We start from the raw sequence: 25,041 nt of genomic DNA on the forward strand, positions 1-25,041 counted from the left end.
TCGCAGCCTCACGGGTGTGCGGCGAAAGCCACCCTTCCCCGTCATCCTCGGGCTTGACCCGAGGATCCACGCCACGAACGCGGCGGATGCCGTGTGGATGGTCGGGTCAAGCCCGACCATGACAGCGGAGGGTTGGCACACTGGCCAGCAATCCAAGAACGAGAGGGCGAGCCCTCACACCAGCCGGCTCTGCTCCAGCGCAGCTTCCACGAAGCTGGCAAACAGCGGATGCGGGTCGAGCGGGCGGCTCTTCAGTTCGGGGTGGTACTGGACGCCGATGAACCAGGGATGATCCGGGTATTCGACCGTCTCGGGAAGGAGACCGTCCGGGGACATGCCGGAGAAGACGAGGCCGCAGGTTTCGAGGCGGTCCTTGTAGTCGACGTTCACCTCGTAGCGGTGGCGGTGGCGTTCGGAAATGTCGGTGGAGCCGTAGATCTCGGCGATCTTCGTATCCTTCTTCAGCGCCGCCTTGTAGGCGCCAAGGCGCATCGTGCCGCCGAGGTCGCCGGCCGCCGCGCGCTTTTCCAGCGCATTGCCCTTCACCCATTCCGTCATCAGGCCGACCACGGGTTCGGCCGTGGGGCCGAATTCGGTGGAGGAGGCCTTTTCGACGCCGGCGAGGTTGCGGGCCGCTTCCACCACGGCCATCTGCATGCCGAAGCAGATACCGAAATAGGGCACCTTGCGCTCGCGGGCGAAACGCGCCGCGTTGATCTTGCCTTCCGACCCGCGCTCGCCGAAACCGCCGGGAACGAGGATGCCGTGGACCTTTTCAAGCCAGGGCGCCGGATCTTCCTTTTCGAAGATCTCGGATTCGATCCATTCGAGCTTCACCTTCACATGATTGGCGATGCCGCCATGGTAGAGCGCCTCGATCAGCGACTTGTAGGCGTCTTTCAGGCCAGTGTATTTGCCGACGATGGCGATGGTCACCTCGCCTTCCGGCGTCTTGATGCGGTCGGAAACCTCTTTCCACGGTTCGAGGCGCGGCTTCGGCGCCGGCTCGATGCCGAAGGCGGCCAGCACTTCGTCGTCGAGGCCTTCCTTGTGGTAAGCGAGCGGCACGTCGTAGATCGAGGAAACGTCGAGCGCCTGGATGACGGCGGAGGGGCGCACGTTGCAGAACAGCGAGAGCTTGCGCCGCTCGGCTTCCGGGATCTCGCGGTCGGCGCGCACCAGGAGGATGTCCGGGTGGATGCCGAGCGCCTGAAGTTCCTTCACCGAATGCTGCGTCGGCTTGGTCTTGAGTTCGCCGGCGGCCGGGATCCACGGCATCAGCGTCAGGTGGACATAGACGGCCGTGCCGCGCGGCAGATCGTTGCCGAGCTGGCGGATCGCTTCCATGAAGGGCATGGCCTCGATGTCGCCCACCGTGCCGCCGATCTCGCAGATCACGAAATCATACTCGTCATTGCCCTCGGTGATGAAGGCCTTGATCTCGTTCGTCACGTGCGGAATGACCTGGACCGTGGCGCCGAGATAGTCGCCGCGCCGTTCCTTGTCGATGATGTTCTTGTAGATGCGGCCGGTGGTGATGTTGTCGGTCTTGGTCGCAGAGCGCCCTGTGAAACGCTCGTAATGGCCAAGATCGAGGTCCGTTTCGGCCCCGTCATCGGTCACGAAGACTTCCCCGTGCTGGGTCGGGCTCATCGTGCCGGGATCGACGTTGAGGTAGGGGTCGAGCTTGCGGAGCCGGACCCGGTAGCCGCGGGCCTGCAAGAGAGCCCCGAGAGCGGCGGCGGCAATGCCCTTGCCAAGGGAAGAGACCACGCCGCCGGTGATGAAAACATATCGCGCCATGGGAGTCACCGGATATCGTTTCAGGACCTTTTCCGCCACCCCCAAATTCACCCGTTCCCCGCTTATCCACGGGAATGCGACGGAAGGAGACGACGAAACGGTATGCACAAAAGAAAACCGGCGGAAGACAACTTCCGCCGGCGGTTCAGTTCGTCCCAGGCCTTACTGGCCGGTGGGAACGCCCGAGCCAGTGGTGGCCGGGGCGGTGTTGGTGCCCGTTGCAGGCGTCGTCGTGGTCGCCGGAGCGGTCGTCGACGGCGTGGTGGCCGCGCCGTCCGTGGCGCCGGCGGCCGGTGCTTCGGTGCCCGTTGCCGGAGTGGTGGTCGACGGCGTCGTCGTGGACGGCGTCGTCGTGGTGGCCGGAGCGGTCGAGGACGGGGTCGTGGTTGCCGGTGTCTCGGTTGCCGGTGTCTGGGTTGCCGGTGTCTGGCCGTTGGTGGCCGGAGCCGGCGTTGCGCCGCCGAGCGAATCGAGAACGCCGTTCCCGTTCGTCGTCGTGCCCGGGATGCGGTCGAGAATGTCGGAGGCACCCGGCTGGAAGCGGGCGAGGATGCCCATGCCGAGCGCGAGGCCGAAGAACAGCACCGCCAGGATCGCCGTCGTGCGCGTCAGCGCATTGGCCGTGCCGCGCGCCGACATGAAGCCGGAGCCACCGCCAATGCCAAGACCACCGCCCTCGGAGCGCTGGATGAGCACGACGCCGATCAGCGCGACCACGACCATGAGATAGATGACGAGCAAGACGGTCTGCATGTTCTAAGGTTCCCGGCCCCTTGGGCCATAATTCACGTTCGGCGGGTCCATATACCAATGCGCCGCCCATTCCAAGCCCTGATGCGTCAGGGCCCGGCCGTTGTGTCTCGTGAGAGACCGATCTGTCGCACGCCAGCTCAGGCTCCGGCAGTCAGGCCTTCATACGCGCCATAGATGGCGAGGAAGTCGGCCGCCTTCAAGCTCGCGCCGCCGATCAGCGCGCCATCGACATTGGCAACGCCCATCAGCTCGGCCGCGTTGGAGGGCTTGACGGAGCCGCCGTAGAGGATGCGCATGCGCTTGCCGGCATCGCCGAAGCGCGAGACGAGTTCGGCGCGCAAGGCCGTATGGGCCTCTTCCACATCCGCCGCCGTCGGCGTGAGGCCGGTGCCGATGGCCCAGACGGGCTCGTAGGCGATGACGGTGTTTTCGGCCGTCGCGCCATCCGGCACGGAGCCGATCAGCTGGCGGGTGAGCACCGCAATCGTGGTGCCGGCCTTGCGTTCGTCGCCGGTCTCGCCGATGCAGACGACGGCGGTCAGGCCCGCCTTGTGCGCGGCTTCCGCCTTGGCACGCACCAGAGCATCGTCTTCTTTGTGGTCGGTGCGGCGCTCGGAATGGCCGACCAGCACATAGGTGCCGTAGCAATCGGCGATCATGGCGGCGGAGATATCACCGGTATGGGCGCCCGATTCGGCGGTGTGGCAATCCTGCGCGCCGATGGCGAGCGGGCTGTCGGTGGCGAGCGCCGTGGCGACATAAAGGAGCGTGGCGGGCGGGCAGATCAGCGTATCGACCTTCGCCGACAGGGGGCCGACGACGCCGGCGGCGATCGCCTTCAGCTGGTCCAGGCTGTCACGGGTGCCGTTCATCTTCCAGTTACCGGCCACCAGGGGGCGAATGTCAGGCGTCATCAGCAGATCCTTCCTCGATCGTCACAGGTGTCAGCGGCTCTACCAGAGCCGGAGAACGAAGGAAAGCCGGTGATGGCGGTTCCGTCCGCGGCCGTGAAATGCGACCAAGGAAAGCCGTTTGCAGGCGGGATTGTTAGTGCTACTTTTCCTTTCGTTCAGGAAGCGGGACGGTGCCAAGGCGCGACCCCGCCGGTGCGGTTGGGGGACTGCGTTGATGTTCAGGACGATGGGGATTGCACTGACGCTGGCGCTTGCCGCGAGCACGGGCGCGGGGGCGCAGGACGTGCTGTCGGAAACGACGCCGGACGAGCTGATCCGCCAGCTGACGCCGCACGGGGCGCGCGACCTCGGCCAGATGGGCGGCGCCCGAAAGCCGCAGAGCGGCGTGCAGTTCCAGGGCAGCGACAACAGCCAGACCTACCAGCAGCCGCAGCAGCACCAGACCTATCAGGCGCCTTCCTATGGCGGCAACGACCAGACCTACAATCAGAATGGCGCGCAGAATGGCGCGGCGCAGACCTACCAGCAGCCGGAGACGCCGTCCTACGGCACCGACCAGCCGAGCGGCACCTACCAGCAGCAGCCGGCGGCCGAGACCTATGACAAGCCGGCGACCGGCTATGCGGCCGTCAATTCCTACGGCGACAAGATCCAGGCGACGGTCAACCTTGCCGTCACCTTCCGCCTCGGCTCCGCCGCCTTGACGCCGGAGGCGCAGAAACTGCTCGACACGGTTGGGGAGGCCCTGCAGGCCCCCGAGCTTGGCGCCTACAGCTTTCTGATCGGCGGGCACACGGATGCCGTCGGCGGGCGCGAGGCCAATCTTGGCCTGTCGCAGCGGCGCGCCGAAACGACCAAGGCTTATCTGACCGAATTTTACCGGATCGATCCGAAGCGCCTCGTGGTCAGGGCCTTCGGAGAGGATTACCTGCTCTTCCCGGACTACCCGACCGACGGCCGCAACCGCCGGGTGGAAATTTCGACGCTGCAATAGAAACGAAGAGGATCCCTAGACGGACTGCCTGTGGGGTGGGCGCACGGGCAAGAGGGTCAGCAAGCGGGGCATGCATGCAGGAGAGGGCTGAGGGGTCCGGGGCCAGGGCGGCTCCGGCCACCGCGACAGGGCAAGGCAGAACCGGCAGAGGCAGGAGCCGCCCCTCGTTCGGGCTCCGCTCCTTTTTCCCCATGACGCTCGCCGTTGCGCTTGTTCTCGTTGCCCCCTGTTTCAGCGCCATCTCGGGGACGTTTTCGGCGATGGCCGAGGCTGCCGACCGCGTGGCGCTCGTCATCAGCATGTCCCGCTACACGACGATCAATCCGCTGCGCAACACACCCGCCGATGCGGCGCTGATCGCCCGCACGCTGGAGGGGCTCGGCTTCGAGACCGAGACGCTGAACGACGCCACCCTGCCGCAGGTGAAGGCGGCCATGAAAGACTTCGCCTTCCGGGCGGAAACGGCGTCCATCGCGCTCGTCTATTATGCCGGCCATGGTGTCGAAGTGGGCGGCCAGAACTACATCGTGCCGGTGGATGTTGCGGTAGAGAACACCGGCCAGTTGCCGCAGCAGGCCGTCTCGCTGAAGGACGTGCTGGCCACCGTCGAAAATGCCCGGCAGTTGCGCATCGTCATCCTCGACAGCTGCCGCAACAATCCCTTTCCCGAACCCGCCTCTTCCGCTGTCGAGGTCGCAGCCGTCGCCGGCACGCCGGAGGTGAACACGGCGGCCCGGTCGGTCGTCCCCGCTCGGCCCGAAGGCGCGGCCCCTGCCCTCGCATCGGCGGACACGGCCGCCTTGCCGGAGGCAACGCGGGGCCTGAAGCGCGGCGGCCTCGCCCCCGCCTCCCCCGAGCGCGGCATGATGGTCGTCTATGCCGCCAAGGATGGCGAGGTGGCGCTGGACGGGTCGGGCGACAACAGCCCTTTCGCGACCGCACTCGCCGACAACCTGCGCAAGCCCGATGTCGAGATCGGGCTGATGTTCCGGCAAGTGCGCGACGAGGTCATGGCGCTGACCGGCAACCGCCAGCAGCCGCACTTCTATGGCTCGCTGACGGGCGTTCCCTTCTTCCTTGCCGGCCATCAGGCGGGAACGAACCCGGCGCCGGCGGACAAGCCGACGGCCTGGCAGACGCTCGCGCCCGACCAGGAGGTGCAGCTTGCGGCCCTTGCCGGCGACGGCGACACCCGCGCCATGATCGGCCTCGGCTACATCGCGCTGACGCCGGATCCCGGCAAGTTCGACCCGAAGAAGGCCCTCGATTTCTTCACCACCGCTGCCGGCAAGGGCGATGCGGAGGCCATGTACGAACTCGGCAAGCTCTATGAGAAAGGCATCGGCACGAAGCAGGATGTCGCAAAAGCGCTCGATCTCTACCGCCAGTCAGCCGAGCATGGCTTTGCCGATGCGATCAACGATCTCGGCTTCCTGACCTATCAGGGCACGCAGGGGCTGGAGCGTGATCCGGACAAGGCCATCGCGCTCTTCACCCGCGCCGCGGAACTGCGCCACCCGCAGGCCATGTTCAACGTCGCGGCCCTCATCGATGACGGCATCGTGCCCGGCAAGACGCCGGAGGATGCCGCACGCTTCCTCTATCTCGCGCTGCGCTCGGGCGTCGAGGATGTGCTGAACCAGCTGACGACCAAACCGACCATGTTCAAGCCGCAAACCCGCAAGGCGCTGCAACGGCTGCTGGCAGAGAACAGGTTCTACGAGGGCGCCTTCGACGGTGCCTTTGGCAAGGGCACGCAGCGCAGCCTGCGCCTCGCCTTCGGCAAGGACGGCTGATTGCCGCGCACGCCGCCCGGCGCGCCGCCGCGCCACGCATGAACAGATAGGACAAAACCTGGGGGGCAAGCATGCAGACGACACCGGATCAGCAGGAGGCCGAAACGGACGGCGGCCGGCACCACGACGACACGGCGCCTGCCAGGAGCAAACGCCCGGTGCGCAGCCGGGCCGCCATCGTCTTGTTGATGGCACTGGCGCTCGTTGCCGCGGACAATGCCCTCGTTGTCGCGCAGACGACCTCCGGTCCGACCGGCGGCCCGACCGGAAACCAGACAACGCCCCAGATCGGCGAAGACGGTTCCAATTTCAGCCCGGACGACAGCCTGAGCGTTCCCTTCACCACCAGCATCGTGCGCAACATCGATGCGGTGAAGGCCGAGTGCCAGCGCTACGACCCCGTCTACCGCATCGACTGTCTGCAGCGCGGCCTTCGCCTGACGGCGCAGCGCATTCCCCGCAACGCCGCCTATGGCGACATGAAACGTGCGATCATCCGCGCCGCCGACAAGCTGGATGCCATCGTGCGCGCCAATGTCGACACGCGCGCCCCGAGGCTCGATGCCAAGCCCGGCGCCAATCCGCGTTTTGCCCGCAACCGCAGTTACCGCGCCATCAAGCGTCAGAACCTCGCCAAGGCCATGGCCGCCGCCAATCAGGTTGTCACGGAATTGCAGACCGAACTGCTGCGCGCCGCCGACAATTCCGACAAGCGCCAGCAGCACTACCAGCGCGTCGCCGTCGCCGTGCAATCGACAAAGGTGCTGCTGCGCTCCTGAGCGACGCCCTGAAACGTGAAAGGGCCGCCGATGCAGTCAGCACCGGCGGCCGTGTCGTACCGATTGCGGCGATCAGCCGACCTGGCTGCCGACGAAGTCCTTGACGATGCGGATGATGCCGCGGCCGAGCAGGTCGTCGAGGGCGTCGCAGAGATGATCGATATGCTGGCGCTCGCAGATCAGCGGCGGCAGCAGACGGATGACGTTACGATTGTATTCGGTGAAGGCCACCAGCGTGTCGTAGTCACGCAGGAGCAGCGCCCCGACGAAACCAGAAAGCGAGCCCTTCAGCTTGTCGTCGAGCATGGCGACGACCGGGCGCAGCACCATCGGCAGCGTCTGGCTGAAGTCATGGAACTCCAGACCGACCATCAGGCCCTGGCCCCGGATATCCTTGATGATCTTCGGATATTTCGCCTTCAGCGCATTGAGGCGCTCGACGAGGTAGTCGCCCTGCACGGCGGCGTTCTCGATGAGGTCCTCGTCATAGAGCACGTTCAGCGTCTCGATGGCCGTGATGCAGGCTTCGCCGATGCCGCCGAAGGTCGCCTGGGCGTGGATCATCGCGGTCTTGGGCGTGCCGTAGGCCTTCATGTAGATGTCGCGCTTGGCGATCATCGCGGCGACGGCCGTCTTGCCGCCGCCGAGCGATTTGGCGACTGCCGTCACGTCCGGCACGATGCCGGCATGTTCGAAGGCGAAGAAGCGGCCGGAGCGACCGACACCGCACTGCACCTCGTCGGCGACGAAGACGACGCCGTGCTTGTCGCAGAGCGCGCGCACCTGGCGCCAGAAATCCGGCGGCGCGATGTTGATGCCGCCGCCGCCCTGGATGGTTTCGAGCACGATCACGCCGATGGTCGGGTCGCTCTCAAAGGCGCGGCGGATGGCGTCGATATCACCGAACGGCACCTTGATGTTGTTGTCGAGCAGGCTGAACTCGCCGCGATAAAGCGGCCCGTCCGTGATCGACAGCACGCCCTTGGTCTTGCCGTGGAAGGAATTCTCGGCATAGACGATGCGCGGGCGCTTCGGGCCGGCGGCCCGTTCGGCGACCTTGATGGCCGCTTCCATGGCCTCCGAGCCGGACGAGCCGAGGAAGACCATGTCGAGATCGCCGGGGGCGATTTCCGCAAGGTTCTTGGCGAGCGCCGCCGCATATTGCGACATGAAGGCGATGCCGATCTCGTGGCGGTTCTCGTCCTGGAACTGCTTGCGGGCCGCGATGATCCGCGGATGGTTGTGGCCGAGCGCCAGCGAGCCGAAACCGCCGAAGAAGTCGAGAATCTTCCGGCCGTTCTGGTCGATGTAATACATGCCCTCGGCTGTCTCGACCTTGATCTTGTTGAAGCCGAGCAGCTTCATGAAATGCAGCTGGCCGGGGTTGAGGTGGTCCTTAAAGAGCGTCGTCATGTCGGCGACGCTCATCGCCTTGGCCTCTTCCACCGTCATCAGGTTCGGCTTGGCGATCGAGCCGTCAAGCTTGGGGGCGTCGAGCGCCACGCGGTCCGGTCTGTCGAGCATGGTCGTGTTTTCCCTCATTCGGCTGGAACGGCGTGCGGCTGGGCGTAGCCCCGGCCGGCCTTCTTGGCGCGGTATTCGTCATAGGCGGCGATCAACATGGCGGCGTCGTTGTACTCGGCCTTCCAGCCGAGATCGCGCTTCAGCCGGCCGGTTTCGCGCACGCACATCTCGTCGGCGATCAGATACTGTTCCGGGTCCATGATCGGCAGGTTGATGCGGTCGAAGGCGGCCAGCGTCGCCTTGACGGCAAAGGCCGGCGTCGGCAGCAGGAAGGACTTCGAGCCGGCATGGCGGATGAGGCCGCCAAGCAGCGCACGCACCGAAGGCGGATTGTCCGAGCCGAGATTGTATTCGGCATTCGGCACGCCGCCCTTCCAGGCGAGACGGGCCGCTTCCGCACAATCGAAGACAGAGATGAACTGGTAGGGGTTCTTGCCCGAGCCGATCATCGGCACCGGCAGGTTGGCGTCGATGAGCTTGAAGAGCTTTTCGAGAATGCCGAGGCGACCCGGGCCGATGATGAGGCGCGGACGGAAGATGGTGATGTTGAGACCGCGATTGCGCCATTCATAGGCGAGCTCCTCGGTGGCAAGCTTCGACTTGCCGTATTCGCCGAGCGGCGCGGTCGGATGGTCCTCGGCCTGCGGCGACTGGACCGTATGGCCATAGATCATGTCGGTGGTGAACTGCACGAGCTTCGTCGCGCCGGCCGCAGCCGTGGCCTTCATGATGTTCTCTGCGCCATAATAGTTCACCGGCCAGAAGAACTGCCAGCGATCCTTGCGCTTCTGCAGCGGCGAGAGCATCTTGGCGGCCATGTTGTAGACCATGTCGTCAGGGCCGATATCAACCTTGGCAACGCTTGCGGGGTCCGTGACGTCGCAGCGCACATATTGCGCGCGGGCGTAGATCGCAAGGTCGGACTTGGCGATGTCGGCGATGAGGACCTGTTCGCCCTCATTGAGCAGGCGTTCGGCAAGATGGCGGCCGACGAAACCGTCGCCCCCGAAGATCACATGTTTCATGACTGGCTCCCGATATTCATGTCGGCGTTGTCGCTGGCGAGGGCAGGCGCTTGTCCCGCGTCCGGGGTCGAGACACCGGACTGGGCGATCAGCACCGTGCCGACGCAGATGAAGGCGATCCCGGCAATGCGCCAGGCGTTGATGTCCTCCCGAAAGAGGAAGTAGGCAAAGACGGCCACGGCCACATAGGCGAGGCTGAGGAAGGGGTAGGCGAAGGACAACTCGACCTTGGACAGCACGAAGAGGTGCGAGGCCATCGAGATGACGAAGGTGACGAGACCGGCAAAGACCCAAGGGTTGAAGACGATCTGCAGCAGCTTCAGGACGATATTGTCCGACAGCGGCGAGACCAGCGTCGTCATGCCCTGCTTCAGCATCAGCTGGGCGGCCGCGTTCGTCAGTACAGTAAACAAGATAAATGGAAGATACTTCATGTCCTTGTCCCTTTTTCCAGTCTCGGAAGTACCGGAGAAGACGTACTATTCGATGAAGAACAGTGGTTTATTTTAATCGAACACCTTGGGTTACCGATTGGTGAGCGCCATCGCCGTGCGCCGCCAGAAATCGGACATCAGCGCGGGATCGCGCACCGCCTCCAGCCGCTCCCAGTCCGGAAACGAGGCGGCGAAGGTGGCGGGCGCCATGCGCTGGTCCTTGTAGGGATTGATCGCCCCGCCCGCGGCCATCACGATCGCATCGAGACGGTCGAGCAGCGCGAGCGTCGACGCGCCCTGATTTGAGAAATCGAGCGTCAGCGTGAAGCCTTCGCGCGCAAAGGAAAGAAGGCCGCGCTGCCGGCGATCGCCGAACTTCTTCAGAACCGTCAGGAAGGAAGCGTGGCCGGCCGCCTGCGCCGCCGTCATCAGGGCCCTCACCGTCGCTTCGCCGGCCTCCAGCGGAAAGACGCTCTGGTGCTGGAAAAGGCCGCGCGGGCCGTAAAGCCGGTTCCAGTCGCCGATGGCGTCGAGCGGATAGAAATAGCTCGTCCAGGGCACCGTCGAGACCTGTTCGCCGGGCCGCGCCTTGCGGTAATAGAGTTCGTTGAAGGCCTTCAGCGTCAGACCGTTCAGGAGATTGACGGGCGGCATGAAGGGAACCGACGGCCGCACCCATTTCTTCGGAATGTCCGGAATTTCACCATCCGCATTGGCATGGTCGCCGGCCAGAAGAATGCCGCGTCCGAAGCCCCTGCCCTTTGCCAGCTGGTCGATCCAGGCGACGGAATATTCATGCGCGGCATCGACCGCCTCGACGCGGGCGAAATAGTCCGAGAGGCTGTCGAAGCGGATCGCATGCTGCTGCACATGCACGGCCGGCACCTTCATCAGCTGCAGCTGGGCGCTCAGGATGACACCGGTCAGTCCCATGCCGCCGATCGTCGCGGCAAAAAGCGCGGGATTCTGGTCGGGAGAACAGGTCAGCAACGTACCGTCCGAGCGCAGCAGGTCGAAGGACAGCACATGGTGGCCGAAGCTGCCGCGCGCATGGTGGTTCTTGCCGTGCACATCGTTGGCGATGGCGCCGCCGATCGTGGCGAAGGCCGTGCCGGGCGTGACCGCCAGGAAAAAGCGATGTGCCGCGACATGCTCGATGACCTCGCGCAGCGTCACCCCGGCCTCGCAGGTCAGGATCCCCGTACCCGGATCGAAAGCGGTTATGCGGGCGCGGCGGCGCATCTCGATGAGGCTGCCCGTATCATTGTGGCAACTGTCGCCGTAGGAGCGTCCCTGGCCGAAGGGCAGGAAGGCCTCCGCGCCAAGCGCGCCGATGCGGTTGTCGTAGTCGTCCGGGGCGATGGCCTGGCGCGTGCGCGAAACGACCCGGCCCCAGCTGTCGAACGTGCCCACGCTCAGCTCCCGATCGTGCCGGCGACGACGAGCACGGCGCCAATGCCCACCGTGAAGATCGAACGCCAGTCATGCATGATGAACACCACGGGATCTTCGTGCAGCATGCGCCGGCGCGCCAGCATCCAGATGCGCAGCAGCATGTAGAGAACGAGCGGGCAGAGCGGCCAGAGCGCCAGCGGATTGGAATACATCGCTTCCATCTCGCGGCTGTGCACATAGAGCGCCAGAACAAGGGCTGCGGTGAAGGCAGAGGCGATGCCGGCCTGGCCGACCATGTCGAAATCGATGGCCTGATAGCCGCGCCCCGGCACAAAGGCCTCCGGTTCGCCCTCGAATTCATTGAGCTCCACATAGCGCTTCACGAGCGCGAGGCTGAGGAAGAAGAAGATCGAGAAGGCGAGCAGCCAGAAGGACAGCTGCGTATCGGTGGCCGCCGCGCCCGCAACGATCCGCACCGTATAAAGACCCGCCAGCGTGAAGACATCGACCAGCAGCTTGCGCTTCAGCAGGAATGTATAGGCGGTCGTCGCCACGGCGTAGAAGGCGAGCACATAGGCAAATTCGAGCGGTAGCGCCAGCGTCAGGGAAAAGGAGGCGATGATGAGGCAGCCAGCCAGAGCGATGGCGACCGGCACCGACATCTGCCCGCTGGCGAGCGGCCGGAACCGCTTTTTCGGGTGGCGTCGATCATTGCTGAGGTCGGAGAGATCGTTGATGACGTAGACGGCCGACGCCAGGAAGGAGAAGGCAAAGAAGGCGATGATCACCGAGGTCAGCGCGTCGAGGTGCAGCACCTCATGATTGAGCACCATCGGCACGGCGATCAGCACGTTCTTGGCCCATTGGTGGACGCGGATCGACCGCAATGCTGCCATCGGGCTCGTGCGGCCGGTGTCGAGGCGTTCGGCATCATGGTTGCGGCGCCAGGCCTCGGCGGCCGCGTCCGGCGCAACGACAATGGCGCGGCGGGCCGCATCGAAGACCGGCACATCGTCGCGGCTGTTGCCCATGTAGTCGAAACCGGCCTCGCCGTAGCGCGCAATCAGCGCCTCGCGTTTGCGGCTATGGGTGAGGTTCAGCGTTTCGGACGAATGCATGATGTCGGTGAAAAGGCCGGTATGGGCGGCAATGTCGCGCGCCACGCTTTCCGCGGCCCCGGTCACGAGAATGACCGGACGCCCGCTGGCCCGCTCGCGCCGCAGCCGCTCGAGCACGGCATCGCGGTAGGGCCAGTCGGCAGCCACCCGGCCGGAGCGACGGGCGACTTCGCTTTTGAGCCGCGCCTTGCCTTTGAGCGCCCAGCCGACCATGGCAAAAATCATCAGTGGATTGCGAAGCAGGATGATCGCCATCCCCTCCCACAGCGTGTCCGCTGCCACAAGCGTTCCGTCGAGATCCACGCAAAGCGGAATGTGCCGCGTTTCGGTGCGCGCGTCCATTGAATGCAACTCCCTGTTTCGACCCTTTGAGGCGTGCGGGCCAGATGGTCCGCCCTGCGCTCGTCAATCAAAACCGTCGGAAGGGCGCGGATTGAACTTCCGCTCTGGTCTCACTCCCGCAGGCAGGGACACAGTTGCACGGCCGGGTTGCCGAACTGGTAAAACGCCCCGTTTTCCAGCCGCCGATCTCAAGCTGTGGTTAAGAAAGTCTCGGTTGGCCGAGGACAATTTGAAGGATCATGCCCCTCAACGGGACGCTGCGAGGAAATTGAGGGCCGCCCGCCAGTCCGTCATGCGCACCGGCGTTCCGTGCGAACCGGAGGAAAACAGCACGAACCGCACGGGATATCCGGCGGCCCGCAGCCGCTGGTAGGCCGACTGCTGCGCGGCGGCCGGGTAGACGCTGTCGCGGCTTCCATGAGTCAGATAAAGCGGCAGGCGCGCCTTGTAGGCCGGTGTCTTCGCATAGTCTGGATCGGCGGGCCCGCCCATGATGATCATGCCCCCCATCTCCTTGACCGCGCCCACATCGCGCGCAAGGCCCCAGCACAGGAACGAACCCATGGAAGCGCAGGCGACATAGACCGGCCGGCCGCCGCTGCGCTGCGAAAGAGCGCCGACGAGGGCGGCAAGATCGGCGACGCCCTCCCCGTCAAAGCCCCTCATGCTGGCACTGTAATAGGCACCGCCATTGCGGACGGAGAGGTTCTTGATGCGGTTGAAATTGCCGCCGAAGGAAAAGTCATTGTTGCCGAGCCGCCGGTCACCGCCGCGCCCGTGGATGAAGACGACGCTGAAGGCGGCGCCCTCGGCAGGTCCGGTGCGGGCGACCTCGAGCGGCCCGCGCGCCGTCGGCACGCTCTCCAGCGCCTGCCGGCCTTTGACGGAAAGATCCACATAGGCACGCTTGACGCGGCGCTCGGGGATCTCGTCGCGCCCGTTGATATCGCGCATTTCATCGTAGCCGACCGTCAGCCGCGCCCCGTCATCGGCCGTTTCAAGGATCGGATCATAGCTGAAGAGATCATCCTTGAAGGGTTTGAGCAGCTCCGCGGCGGCCGGCGCGGCCGAAACGAGGGCGATCGCAACGGCGCTCACGGCGACGCGCAGGCGCAAACGAAGGGGGCGAGGAACGCCTGAGGTGAAATGAACTGTGGACATGCGGGCCGGAATCTCCTTCGCCTTGCCAAGAGCCTTGCCACCGGCCCTTCCGCAACGCAACCGTTCTGGAGTAAACGGAACGGGAACAGCCATCGAGGATGCGCGGTGATTCGCGGCAGACTTGAGGCGGGCTGGAGCCCGGCGCATCGTGGCCGGCGCGACGCCGCAGGCGCGAGAAGCCTATGGCGACCAGCGCCTGCCGTCGACGTGATGCGGCAGATGGCAACCGGCCAATAATAGCCGGCCAGACAACAGATTTGACGAGAACGACCCGAAGGACGGCATGACCGACGATCTCTTCTCCGCCATTCCCGCCGCCCCGAAGGCTCCGGCCGCCCCGGCCCCGCGCCCGGCCGCGACGACGCCGGCCGCCGTGCAGCGCGCCGCCGCACCCGTTGTCGCCGAAAGCCGTGCGGCGCCGGCCGGCTCGGATACGGGCGGCTACGACGCCTCCGCCATCGAGGTGCTGGAAGGCCTGGAGCCGGTGCGCCGCCGTCCCGGCATGTATATCGGCGGCACCGATGAGAAGGCACTGCACCACCTCTTTGCCGAAGTCATCGACAACTCCATGGACGAGGCGGTGGCCGGCCACGCCAATTTCATCGAGGTCAGCCTCGATGCCGAGGGTTTCCTGACGGTCACCGACAACGGCCGCGGCATTCCGGTCGAGAACCATCCGAAATTCCCGGGCAAGTCGACGCTGGAAGTGGTGCTGACGGTGCTGCATGCCGGCGGCAAGTTCGACGGCAAGGCGTACGAGACCTCCGGCGGTCTGCACGGCGTCGGCGTCTCCGTCGTCAACGCGCTTTCCGACGTTCTCGAAGTGGAAGTGGCGCGCAACCGCAAGCTCTACCGCCAGCGCTTCTCGCGCGGCCTGCCGCAGGGCGGGCTTGAGGAAGTCGGCGACGTGCAGAACCGGCGCGGCACGCGGGTGCGCTTCCACCCCGATCCGCAGATCTTCGGCGAGAACGTGCGCTTCGATCCGGGCCGCCTGTTTCGCATGTCGCGCTCCAAGGCCTATCTCTTCGGCGGCGTGGAAATCCGCTGGGTCTGCGACCCCTCGCTGCTGCCTGAGGGCTCGGATGTACCGGAAAAGGCCGTCTTCCACTTCCCCGGAGGCCTGAAGGACTATCTCGCCGCCACGCTCGGCAAGGACTTCACCGTCACCCGCGAGATTTTTGCCGGCCGCACCGAAAAGACCGGCGGCCACGGCGCGCTCGAATGGGCCGTGACCTGGTATGGCGGCGACAGTCAGGTGCACTCCTACTGCAACACCATCCCCACCCCGGAAGGCGGCACCCATGAGGCGGGCCTGCGCATCGCCCTCACCAAGGGCCTGAAGACCTACGCCGAACTGACCCAGAACAAGCGCGCGGCGATCATCACCACCGACGATGTGATGATTTCGGCCGCCGCCATGCTCTCGGTCTTCATCCGCGAACCGGAATTCGTCGGCCAGACCAAGGACAAGCTGGCGACCGTCGAGGCGCAGCGCATCGTCGAAAACGCGCTGCGCGATCCCTTCGACCACTATCTCGCCGGCAATCCGGGCGAAGCGGCCAAGCTGCTCGACTGGGTGATCGAACGCGCCGAGGAGCGCGTGCGCCGCCGTAAGGAAAAGGAAGTCAACCGCAAGAGCGCGGTGAGGAAGCTCCGCCTGCCCGGCAAGCTCGCCGACTGCTCCCAGAACACCGCAGAAGGCGCCGAACTCTTCATCGTCGAGGGCGACTCGGCAGGCGGTTCGGCCAAGCAAGCACGCAACCGCGCCAACCAGGCGATCCTGCCGCTGCGCGGCAAGATCCTCAACGTCGCCAGCGCCGGCCGCGACAAGCTTTCGGCCAACCAGCAGATCGGCGACCTCGTGCAGGCGCTCGGTTGCGGCACGCGTTCGAAATATCGCGAGGAGGACCTGCGCTACGAGCGCATCATCATCATGACCGATGCCGACGTTGACGGCGCCCACATCGCTTCGCTGCTCATCACCTTCTTCTATCAGGAAATGCCGGAACTGGTGCGCGGCGGCCACCTCTTCCTTGCCGTTCCCCCGCTCTACCGCCTCAGCCAGGGCGGACGCACCCTCTACGCCCGCGACGACGCGCACCGCGAGGAGATCATGCGCACCGCCTTCAACGGCCGCGGCAAGGTCGAAATCGGCCGCTTCAAGGGTCTTGGCGAAATGCTGCCGGCCCAGCTGAAGGAAACCACCATGGATCCCTCCAAGCGCACTCTCTTGAAGGTGGCGATCGACGAGGTGGATTTCGAAGGCACGCGCGAGGCGGTTGACAACCTGATGGGCACCAAGGCCGACGCGCGCTTCCGCTTCATTCAGGAACGCGCCGCCTTTGCCGACAATCTCGATATCTGAGCTGTCGGCAAGAAGCCCCGTGCGGAATTGCCGGAAGCCTAGCGGACCAGCGTCTTTTCCATGAAGAGACTGAGCGGGTCCGGCTTGTAGTCGCCGAACGGCGCGATCTCGACATAGCCGCCGCTGCGGTAAAGGCCGATGGCTTCGGGCTGGTGGATGCCGGTCTCGAGGCGGATGGCGCTGAGGCCCTCGCCTGTCGCGGTCGCGGCGAGCGCCTCCATCAGCAGCCGGCCGATCTTCAGGCCCCGGGCGGCGGGGTCGACGAACATGCGCTTGATCTCGGCCGTCCCGTCGCCCGCCAGCACCAGCGCGGCGCAGCCGACGATGCGCCCTTCATGCCGCGCCACATGGAACCGCACCTGTGGCTTCTCCAGCGCCGCGATATCGACGAGGTGATTGCTCTCCGGCGGATAGAGCGCTTCCATGTAGCGATCGGACTGCTCCAGGAGACCGATCACGGCGCTCTGGCGCGCCGGTTCGATGGCAATGGTGACGCTCATGCGGGTCTGTCCTTTATCTGCCTGCGCAAGTCCGGAAGGACTGGACCGGTTGGCGGCATGGCGTCAAGCGCGCGATCGACGATGTTGCGGCGGCTCATGACAAAAATCTGGCCAGCATCGCCAGCTTGCCATAGTTTCATACGGGATCATGACTATGGTCCGGCCACTTGCGCGACTGCCCGCACGCCGCCGCACGGCGTCTCATTTCCGGGGGACCCATGAAGACCGCTCTGATTGTGATGACCATTCTCGGCTGCGACGACAGCGTCACCCAGTGCCATTATGTGGCAACCGTGGAGCGGAGCTTCACGTCGATCAGCGAGTGCGACAGCCGCTCGGAGAGCGAAATCGCGACCCACCAGGACAAGAACTACCCGGTGATCGTCGCCGTCTGCGAGACGCCGGACGCCGATACCGCCTCGATCGCCGGCGATGCGGGAGCCGGCAAGACGGCGACGGCGCCCGCGACGACAGGCGAGGCGCCGCTGGCAGAGGGCGAGACCATCCCCGTGCCGCCCGAAGGCAGTCAGGCCGCAACGGCCAACGTCCTGCAGGACGGAGCGCCCCTCACCCCCGAAGGCCAACAGACCCCGGAAGGGCAAAAGCCGCTGCCGCGCCGGGCGCTGGACATGATCACCGGCGTGCTGCCGAGCCGCGACCAGCTCAAATCCGTCGTGACGACCCCGGTGCATACGCTGGAAGACGGCTATTCCTGGGTCGCGCGCCGCTTTAGCGGCCAGTGAAGCCTCGTCCCGCGCCGGTCCGCAGTTTTAACCTTGGCCCTCAGACGAGCCCGGCCGCAATCAGGCTGCGTCCGGTCGCAACAACAGCCTCCTCGCTCGTACGCGGCGCCCAGCCCAGCACGCGGCGGGCCTTTTCGTTCGACACCCGCGTGTCCCGCCCGAGTTCGCGCACGATGGGCGTCAGGGAACGATCGAACCGCTCGACGATTCGTGCGAGGGCGTTGGGGACGGTAAAGCGCGGCAGTTTCCGGGCATGGCTCGGGAAATGCAGGCGCAGGATCTGCATGATCTCCAGAAACGTCAGCGTTTCCGTCGCCGCGATGAAGCGCTCGCCAATGGCGGCCGGTGTCTGGAGGGCCAGAACATGGGCGCGGGCCACATCGCGCACATCCACCACCGGCAGGGCGAGCTTTGGCACGGCCGGGTAGACGCCACGCATCGCCTTGGCGACGATGCCGACCGAGGTACCGTAGTCGCGGCCAATCAAAGGCCCAAGCACGAGGCCGGGATTGATGACGGAAAGCGCGAGGCCTTCGGCCTTGGCATAATCCCAGGCAGCACGCTCGGCCAGAGTCTTGGAGCGATAATAAGGTGTCGTCAGGGGTCCGTCGGGATCCGTCCAGTCCGCCTCGGTGAAAGGCGAGCGTCCGCTACCGTAACAGACGGCCGCGATGGAAGAGGTCAGCACCACGCGCTCCACCCCCGCCTGCCGCGCAGCAGACAGGACCCTCAGCGTGCCCTCCCGCGCCGGTCGGACGAGGTCCGAATCATTCTCCGGTACCTGCGCCGGGAACGGCGAGGCGCTGTGGACAACGGCGGCGATGCCCTGCATGGCTTCGGCCCAGCCCCCTTCAGCCAGCAGATCGGCGGTCGCAAAGGTGATCGTCCCGGATGAGGGACCGGCGTCGGCACGGATCGAGGCTTCGATGTCGCCGATGCGACCGGCATCACGCAGCGTGCCCCGGACGGAAAAGCCGGCGCGCAGCAACTCGGCCGCAATATGCCGGCCGATAAAACCGCCGATACCGGTGACGAGAATGACGTCCATGTCGCAAACCTCCGTCGGCTGCAATCCTTGTCTCGCTCGCATCATGCAAGTGGTGCGCTGGCGCGAGCCGGCAAATTGGACCGGGACACGCCGAGAGGCAAGCCGTGCGACGGAAGAACGACGCGCAGTTGAGGAGAAAGCGGCCTCACGCCGCCTTGCGGGTGATCTGCGAGGCGTAGGCCCGCGCGCCGCGACGGCGTTCGGCGATGGAGAGCTGTTCCAGGATGGCGCGCACGGCCGGGCTGCCTGCCAGCACCGCCTTCGTCTGCGCAAGCCGCTGCAGGAGGTCCTGCGCGACATCCGCAACATCGCCGCCGGCAAGGCGGGTGCGCTCGCTGCGCCACAGCAGCACCCCTTCGGCAAAAAGCGCGCCGAGCTCCTGCGTCAGGCCGGCGCTCTGGAACAGGGCCCGGATGGCATGCAGACGTCCGTCCGAGAGGATGGAGCGCACCCGGCGCTCGTCGACCGTGGAGAGGATGACGATGGCCGTGGCGAAAAAATCGATGCGGCCGGAGACCAGCGCATGCAGCAGGAAGGCCGGCGTCAGGCGGCCGGTGTCCCTCAGATGCGCGACAAGCCGCGGAAGTTCGGCCTGCGGCGAGGTTCCCGCCATCTCGACGGCCGCCGTGTCGCAGGCTTCGCGTGCGATGCGGTCGACCCGCTCGCCGCCGACAACCGCGCGCACCAGACCTGAAAGGGCCAGCGCCTGCCCGACCTTTTCGATGAGGATATGGCGCACATCGCTCGGCAGCGCCGAATGGGCCAGCAGCCGCTCGCGTGCTTCCGGAACATGGCCGAAACGCTCGGCGATGCGCCGCAGCGTGCGGGGCGTCAGGACGGCATTGTCATTGTCGAGAAGGATCAGCATTTCCGCCAGTCCGCCGATCTCCACGATGGCGGCCGAGATGCCGGGCGAAATCTGCCGTCGCGCGGCAATCACGCCACGAAGCTCCGCCGTGCCGCGGGCTGCAAGGTCCACCAGATCGTCGTCCGTCAGGACCGGCGAGCGGAAGATCACCGTATAGGCGACCTCGGGCTGATCGGCCGCCAGCGGCAGGATGAGTGAGCGCGGCGCATCGGCGCTGTCGGCGATAGCCTCGGCAAGCGCCAGGCGCACCTTCGGCGAGGGATCATCAAGAAGGAAGGTCATCGCCATCTCGGCCGCATGACCATCCGGCCCCGTCAACGAACGCTGACGGAAAGCGCGCGCCAGCGCACTCGCCGCCCGCGACCGATCAGCCACTCTCGCCGTTTCAATCCAACGCAGAAAAGTATGTACGATCACGAACGCCCCACCCGACCAAGACCCGACTTGTCCCGAGCAACATTAGGTGGGAAAGGTTTATGATTGGTTCACCATGTCCTTTAACAGACTGGAAAGGCTGGAGACACGCATCTTGCGGCCGACAGCGCTATCGGCCGCCCGGCCGCCTGAGCTCGAAGACATCGCCGGCATCGGCATAATCCATGTAGCCGAGCCGGCCGACAGGACGCGCAAAGCCCATGTCGAATCGCCCGTCGCGGATCGCCTCGTCGCGGATATGAATAGCGACCACTTCGGCAATGACCATGAAATTGTCGGACGGCGCGCCGTCGAGGCCCTTCGGCTGGAGGATGTCGGTGGCCCGGCATTCCAAGACCGCCAGCGCTTCCGCCACGAAGGGCGCGTTGACGAGGCGACCAGGCTCGGGCGTCAGGCCGGCCAACGCGAATTCATCCACCTCCGGCCCGACGGGCGCCGATGTCGCATTCATCGCATCGACGATCGCCCGGCCAACGAAACTCGCCGTAAAGACGCCGGTCTCTTTCACATTCTCGACGCTGTCCTTCCAGCCGGAGGAGGAGAACATGACGAGCTTTGGCCGGTCGCTGATGGCGTTGAAGAAGGAATAGGGCGCAAGATTGCGCACGCCATCCTTGGAGAGCGTGCCGATCCAGCCGATCGGGCGCGGCGAAACGATGGCCTTGAAGGGATCGTGCGCCAGCCCGTGGTGATTGTCCTTCGTCTCGTAGAACATCACTCGTCGCCGCCGACCCAGGTGACGATGTCGGCGAGCGCCGGGCGCGGCCGCTCCGTCGGCGGCACGGTGGCAGTGCCGATATGGATGAAGCCGGCCACCTTCTCGCCCGGCTCGACGCCGAGGATCGGGAAGGCGCGCTCATCGAACGCGTACCATTCCGTCAGCCAGTTGGAAGAAAATCCAAGGGCATTGGCGGCCATCAGCAGGTTGAGGCAGACGGCGCCGGCCGACATGACCTGCTCCCACTCCGGCACTTTCGCATGGGGTGCGGCGCGGCTGATGACGGCGACGACGACCGGCGCGCGGGTCAGCCGCGTCTTTTCCACCTTCACCATCTCGTCGGAAAGGGTCGGCTTGTCGCCCATGGCGATCTTGGCCAGCGCTTCACTGATGCGGGTGCGCTCCGCGCCGCGATAGACGATGAAGCGCCAGGGCGCCAGCTTGCCATGGTCGGGCACGCGCGAGGCAAGCGTCAGCATCTCCTCCACCTCCGCCCGCGCGGGGCCGGGCTCGGCCATCTGGAAGGCCGGAATCGAGCGGCGGGTGGCGAGATAGTCGGGAAGCGTGATTTGCGTTTTCATCGGGCGGGAATTCCAATAAGCATGTCGCGATCGGGTCTGCCGCATTATGCAAACGGCAGGCATCGACACAAGTTCATGACGCGGCCGGTGCGCTTGTGACGCACCGCGTGAGGGTGACGCGGCCCGCCGCGCGAGCCACGAAAATGCCACAGGCCGGCTTCAAGTGGAGCCGGACGCTCAGGAAGTCAACAGCACCATGCACACCCCGCCCGAGAGCCCGAAAACTGAAGGATCACGCCGAAGCAGGCTGCTGGTCGTGGCGGCTCTGTCGGTGATGATGGGCGGGAGCGCGGCCGCGCAGGATGCCACCGACGCCTTCAGCAGTTTCCCGCTCGGCACGGAAACGCCCTCCGGCCGGGCCGGTCGCCTGCCGGCCGGGTCGGACACGACCAGCTTCAACCCGCTGACCATCGAGCAGGCGGCGCCCGCCACCCGGGATGTCCGGCTCGAAGCGCTGCTGACGGCCAAGGGCAAGCCGGTGGAGCAGGGACTGACCTGGCGCATCTTCTCGCCCATTCCCAGCGCCGACGGCAAGCTGCCGCTTCTGGCGACGGCCGAGGGCGGATCGGCCGCGTTCAACCTCGTGCCCGGCGAATATTTCGTCAACGTCGCCTTCGGCCGCGCCGCCGCCACCCGCAAGATCAGGATCCCGAAAACCGGTGCCGTGGAACGCCAGCAGCTTGTGCTCGATGCCGGTGCCGTCAAGCTCAATGCCGTCTCCGGCGCCGACGTGCGCATTCCGCCAGGCGAACTCTCCTTCTCGATCTATTCGGCGGAGGAAAAGGAGGACGGCGAGCGCACGCTGATCATGGCGGATGTGAAACCGAATACGGTCGTGCGGCTGAATGCCGGCACCTACCACGTCGTGTCCAACTATGGCGACGTCAACGCCACCATCCGCGCCGACATCCAGATCGAGGCCGGCAAGTTGACGGAAGCCACCATCCAGCACCGCGCCGCCAAGCTGACGCTGAAGCTCGTGGCCGGACCCGGCGGCGAGGCCATCGCCGACACGGCCTGGTCGATCCTGACGGCATCCGGCGACACCGTCAGCGAAAGTGTCGGCGCCTTCCCGACCATCGTGCTGGCGGAAGGCGGCTATATCGCGGTTGCCCGCAACAAGGACAAGATCTACCAGCGCGACTTTACCGTGCGGGCCGGCGTCAACACCGATGTCGAGGTGCTGCTGTCCGAGCACCAGACCGAACAGGGGCCCCGGGCCGCCGCCATCGCGGAGTAGGCGGGCGCCCTGCCCGACCGGCGATCCGATCGGCAATGGCGCCCCATCGGCGCCTCCCGTCAGCCGAACGTGATCTGCACGATCTCGGAACTGTCCGGCTTCAATTCGATATTGACGCGCTGCGGCTGGTAGTCCTGCGTCAGCATGTCGCCGGTGTGATAGACCCGCAGCGGCCGGCCGACGAGGCTGGAGATCGGGCTGTTGACAGAACCGGCCGCCTGCCCCGGCTTGAACACGTCCCAGGGAAACCGCCGGTTGAGCATCAGCGGCTGCGCATCATGCAGACCAAACTCCTGGATGGCGCGCTGGCTGTGGATGCGCACGCCGCGCAGCGGCTGGTCCGGTCCCCAGTAATTGTTGATATCAACAGGCACATGCAAGGCGGCCGTGATGGTCGAGAGCATCATGTTGGCCATGGCCGCCGGCGGCTCGGCGGTGAAATCGAAGTCCTGAAAGCCGTCCTGCGGCGTATCGATATAGAACCACGGATCAAGGCTCGGCGAGGTCCAGCCCGTACTGGTCACCTGCCCCACCGCATGGATGACGACATGAGCAGGCATATGATTGTCGATCTGAACGACGACCTCGAGAATATCGCGCACGCGTTGCATGTCCCGGCTCCGAAACAGTCCGGACACCTGCTGTCCGGTTCGCCCGAGATGCTAGCGGGACAGCGCCCGGAATCAACCGGAATTTGTCGCGAGCCGTCACGTCAGGCTGTACCCCACCGGTTGGCGCGCCATCACCACATGACTATTCTCCAGATCCTTGACAGAGGCAGGTGATGACAGAGATGACCGGCGACCCCTTTTACGATGACCACCTGCTATCGGAGATCTACGATGCCTGGCACCCGCGCGCCGTCAGGGACGACTTCGATTTTTATCTCCCCCTCATCATGCAGGCAAACGCCGTGCTCGACATTGGATGCGGGACGGGAACGCTCCTGAACGAAGCACGACAGTACGGTCATCGCGGCGAACTGTGCGGCCTTGATCCGGGGCAAGGGGTGCTCGCCCGTGCCCGCGCGTTTGAAGGGATCACCTTTGTGCTCGGCACCCTGCCCCAGCCCGGCTTAGACGCGCGATTCGACCTTGCCGTCATGACGGGACATGCGTTCCAGGCCATTCTCGCGGACGACGATGTGGATCAGTTCCTGTCGACCGTGAGGCAGTGCCTGGTACCGGGCGGCGCTTTCGCCTTCGAGACCCGCAATCCGCTGGCGCGCCCGTGGGAGACCTGGACGCCGGACCTGCCTGCCGTGGTTCGGCTCGACGACAACAGCCGAGTCACGATCACCACGACCGTCACCTCCGGCTTCGACGGGCGCACCGTGTCTTTCCGGCACGACTTTGCCGGCGATCATCCGGGCCTGCCCTTGACCAGCGAAAGCACATTGCGCTTCCACGATGCCGAGACGCTGGCGAAGCGGCTCGAGGAGAGCGGCTTTTCGCTCGAGGCCCGGTATGGCGACTTCCAGTCGCGGCCCTTCACGGCGAAAAGTCCGGAGATCATCACGATCGCACGGCGGCGGTGACGTCGCTGCGCTGCGGTCAGCTGCCGGCGCTTATCCGGCCCGGCGCAGCCGCCTGCGCGGCGGCGGCGCGAGCGAGAAAACGGCGCTGTAAAGGCGACTCATCAGCTCCTTGCGGTCGGTGATGGCGGCAATCTCGCTATAGGGCAGCATCCGCCCCACCCGCGCTGAGATCGTGCTGCCCGAAAGCCGTCGGAATTCGCGGATCAGCAGCGAAAGACGCAGCGTCAGCGACAATTTGCTGGCGAGATGGAAGAGCCGGCCGTTCTGGCCCTCGAAATAGACGGGAATGACGCTGGCGCGGGCCGACTGGATGAGCTTGGCGGCGAACATCTTCCACGGCAGGTCTTCCGCCCGCCCGAAGCCCTTGCGGGCCGTGGCGACACCTCCGGCCGGAAAGACGACGACGGTCACGCCTTCCTTGAGGAGCCGCACCGCCTCATGGCGCGTCGACATGTTCAGCGCCAGCGCTTCCTTGGTCTCCTCGAAGGAGATCGGCAGCGAATAGGGCGCCATCTCCGGCACCTTCAGAAGCTCGTTGTTTATGAGGACACGGAAGGGCCGGCCAAGCTCTTCGGCCAGCGCCAGCACGGCGATGCCGTCGCCGATGCCGAAGGGATGGTTGGCGACGATCACGATCGGCCCGTCCGGCAGATCGCGCGGCGGCCATTCGCCGCTGACGCTCATCGTCACATCGATGAGGCCGAGCATCTCGCCGAAGACGCGCGGGCTGCGGCCAACGATCTCGGTCTTCCAGCGTTCGTAGAGTTTCGCATAGCGATTGCGGCCCGACAGGCCTTCGACGGACCGGATGAACCAGCGCTTCAGGCGCGGATCATTGGCATTCGCGTAGGACAATTCCTTGAACTTCAAGCGTCGCACCTCGTCATCGCGCCGTCATACGCCGGAAATATTACACTGTTCTGACAGAGCATGTGAGGAGCCTTTGCAACGTCTGCTGTTATTGTCGG

23 protein-coding genes are annotated in these 25,041 nt (G+C 65.5%); 7 read left to right on the top strand and 16 right to left on the bottom strand.

Annotated elements, in window-relative coordinates:
* Nucleotides 1–174: 174 nt before the first annotated feature.
* From F3H41_RS03845 to tpiA, 3 genes are all read right to left on the bottom strand, one after another.
* Nucleotides 175–1,812 (bottom strand): CTP synthase, encoded by a 1,638-nt coding sequence (locus F3H41_RS03845; RefSeq protein WP_280177039.1) that lies wholly within the window; start codon nt 1,810–1,812, stop codon nt 175–177.
* A gap of 153 nt (nt 1,813–1,965) precedes the next feature.
* Nucleotides 1,966–2,556 (bottom strand): preprotein translocase subunit SecG, encoded by a 591-nt coding sequence (gene secG, locus F3H41_RS03850; RefSeq protein WP_149737222.1) that lies wholly within the window; start codon nt 2,554–2,556, stop codon nt 1,966–1,968.
* Between the two features lie 137 nt (nt 2,557–2,693).
* Nucleotides 2,694–3,470 carry a triose-phosphate isomerase gene (gene tpiA / locus F3H41_RS03855; RefSeq protein WP_149737223.1) on the bottom strand — a complete coding sequence of 259 codons (777 nt, stop codon included), beginning with the start codon at nt 3,468–3,470 and terminating at the stop codon, nt 2,694–2,696.
* Between the two features lie 214 nt (nt 3,471–3,684).
* On the opposite strand from tpiA, the gene F3H41_RS03860 reads away from it, so the two are divergent.
* The 3 genes from F3H41_RS03860 (at nt 3,685) to F3H41_RS03870 (ending at nt 7,039) form a co-directional block, all read left to right on the top strand.
* Nucleotides 3,685–4,464, top strand: coding sequence for an OmpA family protein (locus F3H41_RS03860; RefSeq protein ID WP_149737224.1), 780 nt, complete (start codon nt 3,685–3,687; stop codon nt 4,462–4,464).
* A 191-nt stretch (nt 4,465–4,655) separates the two neighbouring features.
* Complete coding sequence (locus F3H41_RS03865; RefSeq protein WP_280177031.1) at nt 4,656–6,260, top strand: caspase family protein; 1,605 nt, start codon at nt 4,656–4,658, stop codon at nt 6,258–6,260.
* A gap of 71 nt (nt 6,261–6,331) precedes the next feature.
* Nucleotides 6,332–7,039, top strand: a complete 708-nt coding sequence (locus tag F3H41_RS03870) for a hypothetical protein (RefSeq protein ID WP_149737226.1) — start codon at nt 6,332–6,334, stop codon at nt 7,037–7,039.
* Nucleotides 7,040–7,111: 72 nt separating this feature from the next.
* Here F3H41_RS03870 and F3H41_RS03875 read toward each other — a convergent pair whose 3' ends face one another.
* The 6 genes from F3H41_RS03875 to F3H41_RS03900 form a co-directional block, all read right to left on the bottom strand.
* Nucleotides 7,112–8,563 (bottom strand): aspartate aminotransferase family protein, encoded by a 1,452-nt coding sequence (locus F3H41_RS03875; protein WP_188129332.1) that lies wholly within the window; start codon nt 8,561–8,563, stop codon nt 7,112–7,114.
* Between the two features lie 14 nt (nt 8,564–8,577).
* The gene (locus tag F3H41_RS03880) at nt 8,578–9,588 is read right to left on the bottom strand and encodes an NAD(P)-dependent oxidoreductase (protein ID WP_149737228.1); all 1,011 of its coding nucleotides are present in this window, start codon (nt 9,586–9,588) and stop codon (nt 8,578–8,580) included.
* The gene (locus F3H41_RS03885; protein WP_244616067.1) at nt 9,585–10,022 is read right to left on the bottom strand and encodes a transporter; all 438 of its coding nucleotides are present in this window, start codon (nt 10,020–10,022) and stop codon (nt 9,585–9,587) included. The genes F3H41_RS03880 and F3H41_RS03885 overlap by 4 nt, the downstream gene beginning before the upstream one ends.
* Nucleotides 10,023–10,112: 90 nt before the next feature.
* Complete coding sequence (locus F3H41_RS03890; RefSeq protein WP_188129382.1) at nt 10,113–11,441, bottom strand: FAD-binding oxidoreductase; 1,329 nt, start codon at nt 11,439–11,441, stop codon at nt 10,113–10,115.
* Complete coding sequence (locus F3H41_RS03895) at nt 11,438–12,877, bottom strand: UbiA family prenyltransferase (RefSeq protein WP_149737230.1); 1,440 nt, start codon at nt 12,875–12,877, stop codon at nt 11,438–11,440. The genes F3H41_RS03890 and F3H41_RS03895 overlap by 4 nt, the downstream gene beginning before the upstream one ends.
* Nucleotides 12,878–13,123: 246 nt before the next feature.
* A complete protein-coding gene (locus F3H41_RS03900; protein ID WP_244616068.1) occupies nt 13,124–14,038 on the bottom strand; it encodes a hypothetical protein in 915 nt (304 codons plus the stop codon).
* 283 nt (nt 14,039–14,321) lie between these two features.
* Between F3H41_RS03900 and parE the strand changes: the two genes are divergently transcribed.
* On the top strand, nt 14,322–16,403 hold the full coding sequence (parE, locus tag F3H41_RS03905; protein WP_149737231.1) for a DNA topoisomerase IV subunit B: 2,082 nt from the start codon (nt 14,322–14,324) through the stop codon (nt 16,401–16,403).
* A gap of 38 nt (nt 16,404–16,441) precedes the next feature.
* Here the strand turns inward: parE and F3H41_RS03910 are convergent, their stop codons facing one another.
* The gene (locus tag F3H41_RS03910; RefSeq protein WP_149737232.1) at nt 16,442–16,903 is read right to left on the bottom strand and encodes a GNAT family N-acetyltransferase; all 462 of its coding nucleotides are present in this window, start codon (nt 16,901–16,903) and stop codon (nt 16,442–16,444) included.
* A gap of 218 nt (nt 16,904–17,121) precedes the next feature.
* On the opposite strand from F3H41_RS03910, the gene F3H41_RS03915 reads away from it, so the two are divergent.
* Entirely contained in the window at nt 17,122–17,646 is a 525-nt protein-coding gene (locus F3H41_RS03915) for a hypothetical protein (protein WP_149737233.1), read from the top strand.
* A 40-nt stretch (nt 17,647–17,686) separates the two neighbouring features.
* Here F3H41_RS03915 and F3H41_RS03920 read toward each other — a convergent pair whose 3' ends face one another.
* From F3H41_RS03920 to F3H41_RS03935, 4 genes are all read right to left on the bottom strand, one after another.
* Entirely contained in the window at nt 17,687–18,694 is a 1,008-nt protein-coding gene (locus F3H41_RS03920; RefSeq protein ID WP_149737234.1) for an aldehyde reductase, read from the bottom strand.
* A 145-nt stretch (nt 18,695–18,839) separates the two neighbouring features.
* On the bottom strand, nt 18,840–19,979 hold the full coding sequence (locus F3H41_RS03925; RefSeq protein ID WP_149737235.1) for a DUF2336 domain-containing protein: 1,140 nt from the start codon (nt 19,977–19,979) through the stop codon (nt 18,840–18,842).
* A 127-nt stretch (nt 19,980–20,106) separates the two neighbouring features.
* Nucleotides 20,107–20,712, bottom strand: a complete 606-nt coding sequence (locus F3H41_RS03930; protein WP_149737236.1) for a flavin reductase family protein — start codon at nt 20,710–20,712, stop codon at nt 20,107–20,109.
* A complete protein-coding gene (locus F3H41_RS03935) occupies nt 20,712–21,296 on the bottom strand; it encodes a nitroreductase (protein WP_149737237.1) in 585 nt (194 codons plus the stop codon). The genes F3H41_RS03930 and F3H41_RS03935 overlap by 1 nt, the downstream gene beginning before the upstream one ends.
* 274 nt (nt 21,297–21,570) lie before the next feature.
* Here F3H41_RS03935 and F3H41_RS03940 point away from each other — a divergent pair, with 274 nt between their 5' ends.
* Nucleotides 21,571–22,536, top strand: a complete 966-nt coding sequence (locus F3H41_RS03940; RefSeq protein ID WP_149738206.1) for a hypothetical protein — start codon at nt 21,571–21,573, stop codon at nt 22,534–22,536.
* A gap of 59 nt (nt 22,537–22,595) precedes the next feature.
* Here F3H41_RS03940 and F3H41_RS21190 read toward each other — a convergent pair whose 3' ends face one another.
* On the bottom strand, nt 22,596–23,147 hold the full coding sequence (locus F3H41_RS21190; RefSeq protein WP_188129396.1) for a hypothetical protein: 552 nt from the start codon (nt 23,145–23,147) through the stop codon (nt 22,596–22,598).
* Nucleotides 23,148–23,320: 173 nt separating this feature from the next.
* On the opposite strand from F3H41_RS21190, the gene F3H41_RS03950 reads away from it, so the two are divergent.
* On the top strand, nt 23,321–24,073 hold the full coding sequence (locus tag F3H41_RS03950) for a class I SAM-dependent methyltransferase (RefSeq protein ID WP_149737238.1): 753 nt from the start codon (nt 23,321–23,323) through the stop codon (nt 24,071–24,073).
* A 30-nt stretch (nt 24,074–24,103) separates the two neighbouring features.
* Here F3H41_RS03950 and F3H41_RS03955 read toward each other — a convergent pair whose 3' ends face one another.
* Complete coding sequence (locus tag F3H41_RS03955) at nt 24,104–24,943, bottom strand: lysophospholipid acyltransferase family protein (protein WP_149737239.1); 840 nt, start codon at nt 24,941–24,943, stop codon at nt 24,104–24,106.
* Between the last annotated feature and the right edge of the window lie 98 nt (nt 24,944–25,041).

The organism is Rhizobium sp. RU20A (assembly GCF_900155885.1).
In the GTDB taxonomy this organism is placed as follows: Bacteria; Pseudomonadota; Alphaproteobacteria; order Rhizobiales; family Rhizobiaceae; genus RU20A.